14 protein-coding genes are annotated in these 15,841 nt (G+C 55.2%); 9 read left to right on the top strand and 5 right to left on the bottom strand.

What is annotated here, in order from left to right; genetic code table 11:
* The first annotated feature begins 212 nt into the window (after window positions 1–212).
* From MOY_RS06900 to MOY_RS06910, 3 genes are read left to right on the top strand one after another with little or no spacing between them, the layout of a single operon-like run.
* The gene (locus MOY_RS06900) at window positions 213–965 is read left to right on the top strand and encodes a 5-oxoprolinase subunit PxpA (RefSeq protein ID WP_009098021.1); all 753 of its coding nucleotides are present in this window, start codon (window positions 213–215) and stop codon (window positions 963–965) included.
* Window positions 962–1,666, top strand: a complete 705-nt coding sequence (gene pxpB / locus MOY_RS06905) for a 5-oxoprolinase subunit PxpB (protein ID WP_009098023.1) — start codon at window positions 962–964, stop codon at window positions 1,664–1,666. The genes MOY_RS06900 and pxpB overlap by 4 nt, the downstream gene beginning before the upstream one ends.
* Window positions 1,663–2,592, top strand: a complete 930-nt coding sequence (locus MOY_RS06910) for a biotin-dependent carboxyltransferase family protein (protein ID WP_009098025.1) — start codon at window positions 1,663–1,665, stop codon at window positions 2,590–2,592. Before pxpB ends, MOY_RS06910 begins: the two co-directional genes overlap by 4 nt.
* 91 nt (window positions 2,593–2,683) lie before the next feature.
* Here the strand turns inward: MOY_RS06910 and katG are convergent, their stop codons facing one another.
* On the bottom strand, window positions 2,684–4,837 hold the full coding sequence (gene katG, locus MOY_RS06915) for a catalase/peroxidase HPI (protein ID WP_009098027.1): 2,154 nt from the start codon (window positions 4,835–4,837) through the stop codon (window positions 2,684–2,686).
* A 361-nt stretch (window positions 4,838–5,198) separates the two neighbouring features.
* On the opposite strand from katG, the gene MOY_RS06920 reads away from it, so the two are divergent.
* Genes MOY_RS06920 through MOY_RS06940 form a run of 5 tightly spaced genes read left to right on the top strand, consistent with a single transcriptional unit; the run spans window position 5,199 to window position 11,046 of the window.
* Window positions 5,199–5,669, top strand: coding sequence for a GspH/FimT family pseudopilin (locus MOY_RS06920; protein ID WP_009098028.1), 471 nt, complete (start codon window positions 5,199–5,201; stop codon window positions 5,667–5,669).
* The gene (pilV, locus tag MOY_RS06925; RefSeq protein ID WP_235803677.1) at window positions 5,662–6,096 is read left to right on the top strand and encodes a type IV pilus modification protein PilV; all 435 of its coding nucleotides are present in this window, start codon (window positions 5,662–5,664) and stop codon (window positions 6,094–6,096) included. Before MOY_RS06920 ends, pilV begins: the two co-directional genes overlap by 8 nt.
* A gap of 1 nt (window position 6,097) precedes the next feature.
* Window positions 6,098–7,132, top strand: coding sequence for a PilW family protein (locus MOY_RS06930; RefSeq protein ID WP_009098032.1), 1,035 nt, complete (start codon window positions 6,098–6,100; stop codon window positions 7,130–7,132).
* 1 nt (window position 7,133) lies between these two features.
* Window positions 7,134–7,559, top strand: coding sequence for a pilus assembly PilX family protein (locus tag MOY_RS06935; RefSeq protein WP_009098033.1), 426 nt, complete (start codon window positions 7,134–7,136; stop codon window positions 7,557–7,559).
* Window positions 7,560–7,566: 7 nt separating this feature from the next.
* Entirely contained in the window at window positions 7,567–11,046 is a 3,480-nt protein-coding gene (locus MOY_RS06940) for a pilus assembly protein (protein WP_009098036.1), read from the top strand.
* A gap of 11 nt (window positions 11,047–11,057) precedes the next feature.
* On the opposite strand, the gene MOY_RS06945 is transcribed toward MOY_RS06940, so the two are convergent.
* The gene (locus MOY_RS06945) at window positions 11,058–11,981 is read right to left on the bottom strand and encodes a LysR family transcriptional regulator (RefSeq protein ID WP_009098038.1); all 924 of its coding nucleotides are present in this window, start codon (window positions 11,979–11,981) and stop codon (window positions 11,058–11,060) included.
* A gap of 183 nt (window positions 11,982–12,164) precedes the next feature.
* Here MOY_RS06945 and speB point away from each other — a divergent pair, with 183 nt between their 5' ends.
* On the top strand, window positions 12,165–13,067 hold the full coding sequence (gene speB, locus MOY_RS06950; protein WP_035540329.1) for an agmatinase: 903 nt from the start codon (window positions 12,165–12,167) through the stop codon (window positions 13,065–13,067).
* 86 nt (window positions 13,068–13,153) lie between these two features.
* Here the strand turns inward: speB and MOY_RS06955 are convergent, their stop codons facing one another.
* From MOY_RS06955 to MOY_RS06965, 3 genes are all read right to left on the bottom strand, one after another.
* Window positions 13,154–14,428: an O-acetylhomoserine aminocarboxypropyltransferase/cysteine synthase family protein gene (locus tag MOY_RS06955; RefSeq protein WP_009098043.1), complete on the bottom strand. Its 1,275-nt coding sequence runs from the start codon at window positions 14,426–14,428 to the stop codon at window positions 13,154–13,156.
* A 207-nt stretch (window positions 14,429–14,635) separates the two neighbouring features.
* Entirely contained in the window at window positions 14,636–14,860 is a 225-nt protein-coding gene (locus MOY_RS06960) for a hypothetical protein (protein WP_009098045.1), read from the bottom strand.
* Window positions 14,861–15,039: 179 nt separating this feature from the next.
* On the bottom strand, window positions 15,040–15,841 hold an 802-nt coding region (locus MOY_RS06965; protein ID WP_009098047.1), incomplete at its 5' end, for an alpha/beta fold hydrolase.

Raw genomic sequence — 15,841 nt, forward strand, 5'->3', positions numbered from 1 at the left:
ATAACAGCATGATAGAAAGTGCCGATACTTAATATCGCTAAAAACGATTGGAACTTAGCGAGTCAGCTCCATATATTGGCTTTACACTGATAATTAAATAACTGCGATCACTATATTAGCCATTTACAAACAACAACTAATAACGCTGTTTTTTAACTACTTTTAATTAATAAAAGCTCTTAAGAGCTAATAACCCCCACCCAGGAGACGTTATGGCAATCCCGCTGCTTAACTGCGATATGGGCGAAAGCTTCGGCAATTGGTCGATTGGTCTGGATGCTGAGGTAATGCCCCACGTTGACTGTGCCAACATTGCCTGCGGCTACCACGCCTCTGATCCCCACGTTATGCGTCGTACCGTTGCTCTCGCTGCCAAACATAACGTGCGCATCGGCGCACACCCTGGTTATCCTGACTTGATGGGCTTTGGCCGCCGCTCTATGGCCTGCTCACCCGCTGAAGTGGAAGATATGGTGCTTTACCAAGTGGGCGCGCTGGCGGGTATTTGCCAAGCAGAAGGTGCTTCGCTTCGCTATATAAAACCCCACGGGGCAATGTATAACGATATGGCGGCAAACCTTGAACTTTTGGAAGGCGTCATGCGCGCTGTTCGGGCTTACGATGCCCACCTTCCACTGATGGTCATGGCCACGGCTGATCCTGAACCTCACCGTGAACTAGCCGCCAAGATGGGTATAACCCTTTGGTTTGAAACCTTTGCCGATCGCGCCTATGAAGCCAGCGGTCACCTTGCCTCACGCCGCCTACCAGGCGCCGTTCACCACGATCAAGCGACCATCGTCGCTCAGGCCGTGGCGCTCGCAAAAGGGGAAGCGTTGACGGCCCGCGATGGCACAGCGCTCAATCTTCCCTGTGACACGTTATGTGTTCACGGCGATAACCCGGAATCCGTTGCCGCCGTTCGCGCTATCCGAGAGGCCTTTACAGCACTGGAGTCCGCGTGAAACTGCGCTTAGAAACAGCGGCAATGGACGCACTTACCGTGCGCCTCTTCGATGAGATCGACGAAACCAATATGGCATGGATTATTGCCGCCGATCACGCTTTACGCGAGGCCTTTGGCAATGCCCTTATAGACCTGATTCCCTCCTACACCTCGTTGCTGGTGCACTACGACTGTCAACAGCTCCCTTTTGCCCAGGCCACCACGCTGATCCGCGACGCCTTACGCCATTTAACGCCTGCTGAGAACCAGCACGGCCAACTACACGAAATCCCCGTTTGGTATGACGAAAGCGTCGGCCCAGAGCTACCGCTGGTCGCTGAACGCGCAGGGCTGAGTGTTGGTGCTCTCATTGAGCGTCACTGTAACCACGATTACTGTGTCTTCGCGCTTGGCTTCGCGCCCGGCTACGGCTTTATGGGCTTAGTGGATGAACGCTTAGCCACACCCAGGCTGAAAACACCACGCCGCCGGGTGACGGCAGGTAGTGTTGGGATTGCCGAGCGCCAAACGGCTATTTACCCACTGCCCTCCCCAGGAGGGTGGAATATTTTAGGGCGTACCCCCGTGCCGCTGTTTGACTACGCCAAACGGGGCGAACCTTTATTGCGGCCAGGCGATAAAGTGCGCTTTAAAGCAATTACCAAGGCTGAGTTCGAAGCATCGGGTGGTGATACCTCGCCGATGGAGGAGCGTCCATGAGCCAAGCAATGCTAACCGTCAAACAAGCAGGACCGCTCGCACTCGTTCAAGACCTTGGGCGCTTTGGCGTGGGCCACCTGGGATTTACTCAAGGTGGTGCCGCCGATTGGATAGCGTTTCGCTGGGCCAACTGGCTGCTTGGCAATGCACCAGATAGCGCCGCGCTGGAAATCGTCATGGGCGGTAACCTAACGCTAGAAACCAACAGCGAGGTTCGCTTGGCGCTGACCGGTGCTGATTTGGCCGCTACCCTCGACGGCAAGCCGCTGGCGCCTAACCTAAGCTTTAAGCTCCAGCCAGGGCAGTCTTTAGTGTTTCGCCAGCCACGCAAAGGCTTACGCGCCTATTTAGCCTTTCCCGGCGGCTTACATGCATCTGAAGTGCTCGGCAGCCGTGCCTGCACCGCACGGGAGCAGGTTGGCGGCCTGCACGAAGATGGTAAACCACTGCAAGTAGGCGACTGCTTAACCTGGAAAGGCACTGCACCGGCGGTACGCCGTATCCCTGAACATCATGACCTGTCGATGCCCAACTCAGGCTGCCGCTTACCCATCGTACTCGGCTCACAAATCGCCTCTTTCAGTGGCCGGGGGCTTTTTCGAGCGTTTAATCAGCCTTGGAAAGTGGATAACCGCGCTGACCGCATGGGCATCCGCCTAACCGGCCAACCGCTATTGAGTACACAGGGCGGTATCATCTCTGAAGGCATTCCCCTTGGCGCGGTACAAATCCCCCCCGATGGGCAACCTATTGTGCTGATGAATGACCGTCAGACCATCGGCGGCTACCCTCGTCTAGGTGCCCTCACCCCGATGGCCTGCGCCACCCTTGCCCAGTGTTTGCCCGGTACCGAGGTATGGCTAACGCCGGTCAGCGCCAGCCAAGCGCAGGAGGCTTATCGGCAACAGCTGAGCGTGTGGGCATGACCACATCTTTTGGTATGTTGTTCGCACGAAAAAGCCCGCATCTTTCGATGCGGGCTGATCACTCTATTTAAGACACATAAACGTGTGATGATTAGGCGATATCGAAGCGATCCGCGTTCATCACTTTCGTCCAGGCGGCCACAAAGTCTTTTACGAACTTCTCGCCATTATCATCCTGGGCGTACACTTCTGCGTAAGAACGCAGCAGTGAGTTGGAGCCGAACACGAGATCAACGCGAGACGCGGTCCACTTAACAGCGCCAGTGGCGCGATCGCGGATTTCATAAGCGCTATTGCTTACCGGGTGCCACGTATTGCCCATATCGGTCAGGTTGACGAAGAAGTCGTTGGTCAACTGGCCTGCACGGTCAGTGAAGACACCATGCTTAGTACCCGCATAGTTAGTGTCTAGCACTCGCATACCACCCAGCAGCACGGTCAATTCCGGTCCTGTCAGCCCCATTAGCTGGGCGCGGTCCAGCAACATCTCTTCCGGCTTCACGATGTACTCTTTCTTCTGCCAGTTACGGAAGCCATCTGCCAGTGGCTCAAGCGGCTCGAAAGAGTCAACATCGGTCATTTCGGCAGTGGCATCACCGCGCCCTTTCAGGAACGGTACGCGGACGTCGTAGCCCGCCGCTTTGGCGGCTTTCTCAACACCCACGCTACCTGCCAATACGATGACATCAGCAACGCTGGCGCCGGTGTCGGCAGAGATCTGCTCATACACGCTCAGTACCTTTGCCAGACGCTCTGGCTCGTTACCTTGCCAATCTTTCTGCGGTGCCAAACGAATACGGGCACCGTTAGCACCACCACGCATGTCGGAGCCACGGTAGGTACGGGCACTATCCCAAGCGGTTGATACCATCTCGCTGATACTTAGGCCGCTTTCTACGATTTTCTGCTTAACCACTTCTTCGCAATAGTCGGTGCTGCCTGCCGGGATCGGGTCCTGCCAGATCAAATCTTCAGCGGGGACTTCCGGACCGATATAACGGGATTTCGGGCCAAGATCGCGGTGCGTCAATTTGAACCATGCCTTGGCAAAGGTCAGCTTGAAGTACTCTGGATCTGCCATGAATTTTTCGCAGATGGCGCGATAAGTCGGGTCCATCTTCATCGCCATGTCCGCATCCGTCATAATCGGATTGTGGCGAACCGAAGGATCAGTAGCATCGACTGGCTTATCTTCTTCTTTGATATCAATCGGTTCCCACTGGTGCGCACCGGCAGGACTCTTCCTTAACTCCCACTCGTAGCCGAACAGCAAGTCAAAGTAGCCCATATCAAATTGGGTAGGGTTGGTGGTCCAAGCACCTTCAATACCGGAGGTCACCGCTTTGTTCGCTTGACCATCCATGTGCGGATTGTTCCAACCAAAGCCCTGGTTCTCAACGTCAGAGGCTTCCGGCTCGGCGCCCAAGGCACCGGCATCGCCATTACCATGACATTTGCCGACGGTGTGACCGCCCGCCGTCAGAGCGGCCGTCTCTTCGTCGTTCATCGCCATGCGGGCGAAGGTTTCGCGCACTTGCTGGGCAGTTTTCAACGGGTCAGGCTGGCCGTTCACGCCTTCCGGGTTTACATAGATAAGCCCCATCTGAACCGCAGCCAGCGGGTTTTCCATGGTATCGGGCTTTTCGACATCGCCGTAGCGCTCGTCAGAGGGCGCCAGCCACTCTTTTTCATCGCCCCAATAGATGTCTTTTTCCGGCTCCCAGATATCCGCACGGCCAAACGAGAAGCCGTAGGAGGGCAACCCCATGGATTCATAGGCCACAGTGCCCGCCAGGATCATCAGGTCGGCCCAGCTGATCTTGTTGCCGTACTTCCTCTTGATTGGCCACAGCAGGCGGCGTGCCTTGTCCAGGCTCACGTTGTCTGGCCAGGAGTTGAGCGGCGCAAAGCGCTGGCTGCCAGTGCCACCGCCCCCACGGCCATCCGCGATGCGGTAGGTTCCTGCGGAGTGCCACGCCATACGAATCATCAAGCCACCGTAGTGCCCCCAATCAGCGGGCCACCACTCCTGGCTATCAGTCATCAGCGCATGAACGTCTTTTTTGAGTGCGTCGAAATCGAGCTTGCGCACTTCTTCACGGTAGTTGAAGTCTGCGTCCATCGGGTTCGATTTACGGTCTTGCTGATGCAAGATATCCAGATTCAGTCCTTCCGGCCACCAGTCCTTGTTGGACGTACCAGTCGATGTGTTGCCACCATGCATGACAGGACATTTACCGCTCATAGCTTTCTCCCTTATTGCTCTATGCCTTGGAATGACCAAGGGAACAAGTGCAGTGCATCCACGCTAAAGACGATGATTGCTGGCGCCTCGGATGCATTATCGATGTGTCACAGTTTTAAAGCACCTTAACGATAGTCACAATTTGCATTTTACAACCAAACCAATAGCTTTAGACTATTGAATATTTTGGCCTTTACGCCGATACCTGATGTATGACGATGGTGCAATCCAATCGACACCTGGGCGCGGGGTTCATCCCACACCTTCATTAACGCTATACTTCCATAACGTAAATTCAAATAACGATATGATGACCCCGGTCAGACGGTACTCGGCCTTTCGACTATCAGAGTAGCACTTCATGCTGACGACAAAACGTCTCTCCGCCGGTTTTACCCTGCTGGAATTGCTGGTCACGCTTGCCCTGTTTGCCACGCTGGCGACCATCGCCGTACCCAACTTTGCCAGAATCATTCAAGAGAACAGGGTGATCACGACGACCAATGATTACAAGATAGCGCTGAGCTTTGCGCGCAGCGAGGCCGTACGACGTAATCAGAGAGCTCTCCTGAAGCCTGCCGCCGGAGGGTGGAGCACAGGCTGGGAAGTGGAGGCCAACGGCGACATCGTGCGGCGCTGGGAGCAGTCGTCTGCTGACCTCGCGATCGAGAACGCTCCCGAAGATTTTACCTTCAACAGCCTAGGACGGTTGGAGAGCGCGAACTTTACCTCACAGAGTGTCTCGCTCACGCTGGGTGATATTGGCCGCTGTGTGCGCGTGGAGCCCAGCGGTATTTCCCGGGTACTGGCCCAGCGGCGAGCCTGTGACTAATAAAAGTGAGTACGAACTGATGCCCAAGGCCCAAGGCGGTATTTCTTTGCTGGAGTCGTTGATTGCCCTGCTGGTGCTGTCGATCGGCCTGCTGGGCGTGCTGGGACTACAAACCCAATCCCTGGTACATAACCGTGCCGCTTATTTCGAAACGCAGGCCACCAACATGGCACAGGACATGCTGGACAGGGTGCGTGCCAATCGCGAACAAGCCTCCTCTTACACGCTGGTACTAGGCAACACTCCCGAAGGTAGTGGCCTTCCCGGCCGTGATCAAACACAGTGGGTCGAAGACTTGGCGACTGCTCTGCCCGGCGGCGAAGGCGGCATCGAAGTTGCCAATCGGCGCGTCAGCGTCACGGTACGCTGGGACGACACGTCCGCCCCCGACGACGTTCGGCAAATCCAACTGGTATCGGAGCTCTAGCGTGAGCCATATTTCTCCTTCTCAAGCACAAGCGGGTTTCACGCTGGTCGAGTTGCTGGTGGCCATGGTCATCGGCCTTCTGGTCATGGCGGGAGCGACTCAGCTATTCATTTCGTCGCAGCAGAGCTTTCGCTTTCAGACAGCATTGGCGGATATGCAGGACACAGGCCGATTTGCTCTGGATACGCTGTCACGAGAGTTACGCCAGGCCGACTACAGCGGCGGCTGTGCCTCGCCACAGACCACCGTGCACGTGCGCAATATTGCCGATGCCAGCAGCGCGCCCCTGCCTTTACAGGCATGGGTGGATGCCTCCAGCGCCGATTTTGCCGCCAGTTTGAATAGCCCGCTGGACAACCAGGACGTGCTGGCGTTTCGGGGAGGCCTCATTGCACGCACTGGCTTTGCCGATGAGTCACTGGAAATAGCCAGCCTCGACAGCAACCAACAGCTCACGCTAAATCGTGATGTAGGCGCCGTGTTCAATCAACAGCTGTTACTGCTGCAGGGCCTGTTGAACTGCGATATTTTCTATAACACCTCCAACGGCGCCCGCGTACTGCAAAAAGCCAGCACGACCGGCTGGCAGAGTAATGTGGCACCCAACACCAGCCTTTGGGGCGCCGCCAGCGGGCTGGGCTATCAACCTGAGCAAAATGTCTCGCTGAGTGCATTGGGTAGCGCTATCTACTACCTGGGCATCGACCCGAATAATAATGGCAATCCGGCACTGATGCGGCTGGACCTCAGCACAACCACACCACGCAATGAAATCGTAGCTAGCCATGTGGTGGCCATGCGGACAGCGTTTCTGGTGGACGATGACTATCTTGCGGCGGACGACATCGACGATGCCCAGTGGCCTAGCGTGCGTGCGGTGCGCATTACGCTAATCGTGCAAAGCGACCGACCCAACCTGCGTAACGCCGACACCACGCTTGCCGTGGGCAACTTTCAGGGTGACAACGCCTTTACCGGCAGTGAAGGGCGGCTGTATCAGGCGTTCACCACCACCATCGCCTTGAGGAACCGCTGACATGTCGATGCGAGGCCACCCACAGCAAGGCATGGCACTGGTACTGAGCCTGATTTTTCTGGCTATCGTGACGATTCTGAGCCTCTCTTCCATGCAAGGGGCCATAACACAGGACCGCATGGCCTCCAGCCAACGCGACCATAGCATTGCTTTTCAGGCAGCCGAAGCCGCCTTGCGGGAAGCCGAGACACGCTTGCAGAACGGCGCGGCCCCTTCGGGAGGCTGGTCAACACATACCATGAACATGGCTCAACTCAATCGCAACCCGCGCTACCGATCACATGAAATTGAGACTATCGGTTCGCGCTCCGATAATGAAGGCGGTGAAGTCCGCGATATCCTGTATCGCATTGAAGCCCAAGGATTTGGCCATGGTGAAGATACCCGCGTGAGACTTGAATCCTTGTTCGTTCGCCAGCAGAGGTAGTGACCCCGTGAAGCACATCCGTTTTTTACCATTAATTCTGGCCGCCACCTTTATGCTAAGTATGGTTAATGAACCAGCTTATGGATTTGCTCCTCCCCCACCCCCAGATTATGATCCAGACGAAGACCTGGATCTGGATGACCCCGAACCAGAACCAACGCCTGATCCGCCACCAGAGCCAGAGCCCCCCATTGGCGGAGGTGACGATGCCCCTATCGACGAAGAGTTCGATATTCCCAGTGACCGTGTCGGTATTTCCCCAGCGCCTTTGAACGTCGTCAGCCGAGTGCCCCCCAATGTACTGCTGATCCTGGACAACTCGGAAAGTGGCCAAGAGGGGCTGGATGGCCGAGTGGCCATTGGTGAGGAAGACGGTGACCGAGAAAATCTGACGGCCTGCCAGCCCAATACGTTCAATGCCTCCGCATGCCCGGCGGGCGCACGCTCGCCGCTGAGCAAATCGAGCACCATGAAGCGTGTTGGGTTACAAATAATCGAAGACTATCGTAATAGCATCAATCTGGGATTAATGGCCTATCAACAGAACCCCGCCTCTACCGACAGAAATAGTTTCAATTCTGGCAACACCGTAGTGTGGCGCCTGACAGAACGTGCTGTTGACGTTCGCTACTCAACGCGGAGCAACCCAGACTGGTACAACCCTGCTTTTGAGGGCGCATGGAACTCCACCATTAAACGCTATCGCACTCGTTTACCCAACAGCGATTTCTACGCCTTTTTTAATGTTGGTGTTCCTGGTTATTTTACTGTTAATCGTACATCAACAAGCCTTCCAGGGCCTTCAGACGACAGAACAGAGTATTGGCGTACTGATACTTACCCCACTTCCAGGCAGGATCAAACCGTAGATCGATACCGCGAACTCACACAATCCAGTAGTTGCGGCCGGTCTTGCACTCGTCCTGACGCGCCCCATGGTGTTTATTACGCAGACTACGTTGCTTCAGCTGGTCTTCCACTCGTAGACAGCCTGCGCCAGCGCGGCATCCCCAATTGGGGGGCTCACGTATTATCCCTCCAACTGAATCAGCGGGAGTGGCGTACCACATCGTCACCTGGACTCGGTTATTTACATGTACCCATTGGTGGACTCAATGACGATGGCACGGTGAACAGTGCCCATTGGGAGGCGATCGAGACCAAGCTGGGCACCCAACGTCACGATTGGAGCGGCCACGGAAATCCCCTGACAGATCCAGAATGGCCCCTTATCTCTGCGGGCTTGACCCCTATCGAAGGCACCATGTACACCGCGCGTGATTACTTCTTGAACAACGGTGGCAGCGGCAACTCCTTCCGACGCGAACAGGGGTACCGTACGGACATCTCGATTCCCAACCTCAATAACCCCGAGGCGCAGCAGTGTTTAGTGAATGCCAATATTTGGCTGACCGATGGCTTACCCTCGGTAGATCGCTCCGGCAACTCGCTAGGCAATAACGTCAGTGGCGCTCTGGCCAGCGCCGAAGCGGCCCTCAAACGGCTTTATGACGATACCGGGGCTCGGCTCGCGAACCCTGTGCGCACCTATGTGGTCGGCTTCAACATGCCGCCGGACATCGCCAACCTCCCCAATGTCTCGGACGACCCGTTGGGCGACCTGGCCCGCGCTGGTGGCACCGAGCGCGCCTACTTTGCCAACGACGAAGCTTCGTTGAACCAGGTGATGCAGCAGGTGCTGGGCAATATCATCGCTGCCTCCCAATCCAACACCTCGGCAGCGGTGAACAGCGATGAGTTCGGTGTGGAAGATGGCAATCTGCTCTATACCGCCGGATTTAGAAGTGAGGATTGGTCAGGGCGCTTAGCCGCCTCAGAAATTCAAACGGATGGCAGCCGTAGTCAGCGCTGGAATGCCGAGACAGTGCTGTCCCAGCAAATTGGTAGTCGTCGATTACTAACATCCCAACGTCCTGAAGGTGGTAGTAGAGTGGGTGTAGAGCTAGCCGCCAACACCAGCGGATTAAGTAATGATGAGGTGAGTTGGCTAAAGGGCAACCCTGTGCCGGGTCTAAGACAGCGTCAGTCGCTGCTGGGTGATATCATCAACGCCAATCCGGTGCTTCTGCAAGGGTCTGGTAACCGCCCGCCGCTGCTAATGGTGGCCGCCAACGACGGCATGCTGCATGGTTTCAATGCAAACACCGGACGTGAGCTATTTGCCTATTTACCCGCCGAGCTAACACAGGGCGAGAATCCTCCGCTGCGCGAGCTGACTCGGCCAGATTACACCCACCGCTACTTTATGGACGGCACCCCAGCAGTACGGGAGGTTAATATTGAGAATGGCCCCTCTGCCGTGGTGGTCGGCACCATGGGCGCTGGCGGGCGAACGGTATTCGCGCTAGATGTCAGTAACCCCGGCAATGCTGAGTTGCTCTGGGAGTTTCGCCATCCGGAATTAGGGACAGGGGTTAGTCAACCCACGATTACCCAACTTACCGATGGCAGGTGGGTTGCCATTTTTGGGAATGGTTACAACAGCACCAGCTATCAGGCATCGCTATTTGTTGTCGACATAAAAAAAGCCGCCAACGCGCGAGGCCCGACCTTTTTACACCTCAAAACCAACACCGGTAGCGAAGCGGCCCCCAACGGTTTGGCAACGCCCACCGTCACGGCCTGGCCATGGCGCAACGATAACAGCGCAAACGGTGCCCGCTTTGCTTACGCAGGCGACCTGGCAGGCAATATGTGGCGCTTTCCGCTCACGGAAGGCGGCAGCGTCAATCGTCTCTACCAGGGTAGCGCCGACCAGCCAATCACTTCCGCCCCGGCGGTGACAATGAGCAGTGGCTCTACTGACACGCTGATGGTGCTATTTGGCACCGGCAGCTATTTCCGTAACAGTGATGTCGGTGATAGCGCACCTCAGCAATTCTTGGGTATTCAGGATCGTGTAGGGCGCACCGCGACCTACGGCACGTCAGATCTGGTGACCCAGCACATTACCGGCAATGCGTCTCGGGATGGCTTCAACCTGAGAGCGAGCACCAATCTTGCACCTTCCAGCAACCAGCGTGGGTGGCGCATAGAGCTGCCCCCGGGCGAACGCGTGATTGCCGCGCCATCGATATCCAGCAGCCTGCCACGCCGCGTCCGCTTCTCTACACTACTCCCCGATGAGTCCGACCCCTGCGGCGGCGGGCGTAGCGGTTTCTTCATGTCGCTGCTGGCTGACACAGGTGGCAGCGGCGGTTCCACTACCTTTGACCTCAGTGGCGACGGAAAGCCGGACATTGATGCCACTATCAACGGCGATGCTATCACGGGTCTTCAAGCTGGCACAGGTGAGCGCTTAGTAGGCGTTAACGATGGGCAAGTAGAGCGCTTGTTTATCGGCAACCCCGATGACCCCAACGCTTCACCTAATGGGGATGGGTCAATAGCTATTGGCTTTAGCGATGAACACATAGGCCGTCGCTCATGGCGTCAGCTGTTTGATGAAGAAGAGGCCGATATATAATTGCTCACACCTTATCGGCCAAAGCGCTTAGCAAACGCGGTAAGCTCATTCGTTAGCCAAGCTATCGCAGGATCATTGGCATACAGCCCGTGCTGGATCAGCGTCATGTTAAGTGCAGGGAGCTCTTGGGGTGGCACAACGATGCGCACTGGCAGCATCGTGATGAACCGCTCAGCCATTTGCCTCGGCAGGGTCATAATGGCATCGGTTAATGACACAACTCTAGCCGCCGCGATGTAATTTAGATTTTTAGAAATAACGCGGCGGCTTAGCTTATGCTGCGCTAAGCAGTTTTCGATACTACTGGGCAATAAACCGCTGATATCGGCCAACTCAACATGGGGCTGACGGGCAAACTGCTCGATGGTCAGCGCCTCTCCCACGCCGTCATTATCCGCTGCAGCTAAGCAGACCAACGCTTCATCCATCCACGGTGTTTGGATGACACCTGTGGGCAATGCGCTCTGGCTATCTAACCCCACCACCATATCTACCTGGCGCTGCTCTAACGCATCGCTAAGCACGTCAGGCGTAATTAGCTCTATCGAAAAGCTGATCTCCGGCGCGTAAGTCAGCAGTTGACTAAGAAAAGCCGGATACATCACCTCTTCAAAGTAATCGGTGGTGGCCAGGGTAAAGCGACGCGTGCTGCTCGCCGGGGTGAACGATTCTGGCGGGGCCAAGCCTGCTTGCAGCAGTGCCAATGCTTGCTGCACCACCGGCAGCAGCGCCAGCGCCCTTGGGGTTGGCTGCAAGCCATTGCCCGTTCGCACTAACAGCGGGTCGTCTAGCGCTTCCCGCAGCCGCTTTAAGGCGTGACTAAGCGCTGGCTGACTTAGATGCAGCTTTTCTGCCGCCCGCGTCACATGGCGCTCGCGCATCAACGCCTCAAATACCAAGAGTAAATTTAAATCAAAGTGGCGAAGCGAACGCATGGTGACTCACTATTTGCAGTGCGAATGGTTTCATTCTAAACATTCATTTCATTCATTACCAAAAACGCCTTATCGTCACGCCTCTTTCGCCTCTTCCACCTCTATAGGCGATGTCACCTCCTTTTTAAGTACGTCAGGAGACGCCCTGCAGTGACCCTTTCGCACACTCTCTCTGCACCCACCATGCCCAGCTTATATGGCGATGTTATCTCAACCTTTATGGGCGTACCCAAAGCTATTGATCCCAAAGCGACCGATGCTGAGGTAGTGGTAAGCGGTGTACCCTTTGACTTGGCGTGCTCTGGCCGGTCGGGCACCCGCATGGGGCCCAACGCCATTCGTCAAAGTACCGCCAATTTAATTTGGGAAGGCAAACGCTGGCCTTGGGATTTTGCCCTGGAAGATCGTCTGCGGGTGTGCGATGCGGGCAATCTGGACTATGCCTACGGCGAGCCGGAAAGCTTGGTAGATAACCTTGAAACCCATGCGATGCGTTGGCTAAAAGCGGGTAAAAAAATGCTCACCCTGGGCGGCGACCACTACATCAGCCTCCCGCTGCTGCGTGCCCATGCTCGGGAACATGGCCCGCTGGCACTGATCCATTTTGATGCCCATACCGACACCTATGAGCAAGGCACACGCTTTGACCACGGCACCATTTTCCACCACGCCTTAAAAGAGGGGCTGGTGGTGCCTGAGCACTCACTACAAATTGGCATTCGCACCAGCTACGACCGTCACAATCACCCTTACGAAGTGCTGGATGCCGACTGGGTGAACGACCACGGCGCCGCTGCGGTGTTGGAGCGCATCCGAGCCCGCGTGGGTCATCATCCGGCCTATGTGAGCTTGGACATCGACGGCTTAGACCCCGCCTATGCCCCCGGCACTGGCACACCCGTCTGCGGTGGTATGACCACTGATTTAATGCTGAAAGTGATACGCGGCATGGTAGGGATGGACTTGGTAGGAATGGACGTAGTGGAAGTAAACCCTGCTTACGACCACGGTGATATCACATCGCTTGCCGCGGCCACGCTGGGGCTTGAGTTTTTATACACGCTGGCCGCGTCTAAAAGCGCTTAACGAAGTTTGTTTCACAAAGGCCGCCGTGCCTTAGCGTTTTGAGCTAAAGCGCGGCGGCCAATTAACGGCTTAAGAAAGCCTTCGCACTACCCTTGGGAGGCGGCTAGTGCCTGGTCGATATCTGCTAATAGGTCATCAATATGCTCAATGCCAATCGACAGACGAACCATATCAGGAGAAACGCCCGCGGCCTTTAACTCCTGCTCGTTTAACTGGCGGTGGGTGGTAGATGCCGGAATGGAAGAGCAGCTCTTGGCATCGCCGATATTCACCAAACGCAAAATCAGTGATAGCGCATCGTAGAAGCGCTCACCCGCCGCTTGGCCGCCCGCAATGCCAAAACTAAGAATTCCCGACGCATGGCCATGCATATAACGCTGGGCCAGCGCATGGTCAGGGTGGTTTTCCAAGCCCGCGTAGTGCACCCACTTCACCAGCGGATGGCTTTCCAAGTGCTTGGCAACGGCTAACGCGTTAGCACAAATGCGTTCAATGCGCAGTGACAGCGTTTCCAACCCCTGCAGCAGGTTCCAGGCCGCCTGGGCAGAGAGCGCTGCGCCCATATTACGCAGCGGTACTACTCGGGCACGGGCGATAAACGCTGCCTCGCCGACATCACGGGTATAGCTCACCCCATGGTAGGAGATATCCGGCTCGTTCAGCAGCGCAAAACGTTTCGCATTTTCCGCCCAGGGGAACTTGCCTGAATCAACAATCACACCGCCGACAGTAGTGCCATGGCCGCCAATATACTTAGTAGCCGAGTGAACGACGATATCCGCCCCGTGCTCGATCGGCCGACATAAAAACGGCGTGGCAGTGGTGTTATCCACAATCACCGGCACACCATGGCGATGCGCTGCGTCAGCCAGCTTTTGCAGGTCTACCACGCCACCGGATGGATTGCCGATGCTCTCGCAAAAAACCGCTTTGGTACGCTCATCAATCAGCGCTTCAATGCCGTCGATATCGTCTTTATCGGCAAACCGCACTTGGATGCCTTGGCGTGGCAAAGTGTGGGCAAACAAGTTGTAAGTGCCGCCATACAGCTCGCTAATCGAGACGATATTATCGCCCGCTTCAGCGATGGTTTGGATCGCGTAGGTAATGGCTGCCATGCCAGAGGCCACCGCCAAACCCGCAATGCCTCCTTCCAGCGCAGCCACCCGCTGCTCCAGCACGGCGCAGGTTGGGTTCATAATCCGCGAGTAAATATTCCCTTCCACTTTCAGATCAAACAGATCCGCCGCGTGCTGGGCGCTATCAAATGAAAACGACGTGGTCTGGTGGATCGGCACAGCAACGGCGTTTTGTGAATCAGGCGCATAGCCATGGTGGAGAGCAATGGTTTCAGGCTTCATAAGATCGGCTCGCTGGTTGATGAGAAGTCATCAATGCATCCTAAACAAGCCCAGACGTCAAGGCTAATGTCATTTAATCTACTCATTGCTAGCACCTGCTTGTATTATGAACTGATATACCCCTAGGGAATAAGCCAACACAGCAGTAAATTATAATACTTGATGCTTTAACTTATAATTATCAATGCGCCTTTCCAAGGAAGCTTGTTACAGGGTGGTGTCGTTAAACATGGGTATGCGCCGCTTTATGGCTTGGGCCGCCTTAGGCACCGCCACTAAACGGATCAGATAGGCGACTACCAAGCCAGCGATAATCGAAAATAGCATGCCCATCCCTACACGAAACATCAGTGCCGTGAAAAAGGCGGCCAGCACTGCTGTTAAAATTTCTTCTAGATGACCTTGAATCCATTCGCGCCAACTGGGTTGCATAACTATCTCCTCATTAATGCAGTCGTTTCAGGTAGACCGTGCGCGCCCCGCTAAAACAGCCACCAATTATCCTACAGCTCAACTTGTCCGCTGCCAGAACCCACCTATCAGCTAAGCTGATTAACAGCGCCTTCTACAAAAACAACCTGCCATTCTTGTTACTAATTCACATGAAGCGATTAGTCATCTAACCAGGCCTGAATTTCTCGCAAAACAAGCGCTGGGTGTGTCATGTGGATACAGTGCCCTTCGCTTTCCATTATGCGCAGCGTGCTCTGAGGCATCTGCGCATGAATGTAACGACCGACTTCCGGGTTGGCAAGCGCATCATCTTGGCTTTGAAGCACAAGCGCAGCGTGCTGTGCTTGTGGCAGTAAATGGCGATAGTCTGAAAAGAACGTAGCCTTCGCGAATGTCTGCGCCAGCACCGGATCGGTAGAGCAAAAACTGCTTGAAAGCTCATCAATGAATACCGATGCGTTTTCGCTGCCCACTACAAGGGGTGCTAGGTAATTAGCCCACCCTATATAATTGCGCCCCATAAGATCAATCAGCTCTTCAAGGTCGTGTTTTTCAAAACCACCGTAATAGTCCGGCGGCATATTTAAAAAACAGGGCGATGGGCAAATCATGACGTGACTGGCAAAACGCTCGGGGCTAGCATTAGCGGCAAGCAAACCAATACTGGTACTAACCGAGTGACCTACGAAATGCACGTCGTTAAGGTCTAGCGCTTCACATATCTCGTTTACATCGAGGGCATAGCCTTCCAGCGTACTATAGCGTGATTCACTAAAAGCGGATGCTTGCGAATGACCTGACCCTACATAGTCAAATAACACTAGCGTGTAGCGCTCTTTTAACTGGGGAGCGATATATTTCCACATATTTTGATCACAGCCAAAACCATGGGCTAGCATTAGTGTTTTCTCGCCAGTCCCTATAATCGTTACATTATTGCGAAGCATCACTTGCTCTTTC

This window comes from Halomonas sp. GFAJ-1 (assembly GCF_000236625.2).
Taxonomy (GTDB): domain Bacteria; phylum Pseudomonadota; class Gammaproteobacteria; order Pseudomonadales; family Halomonadaceae; genus Vreelandella.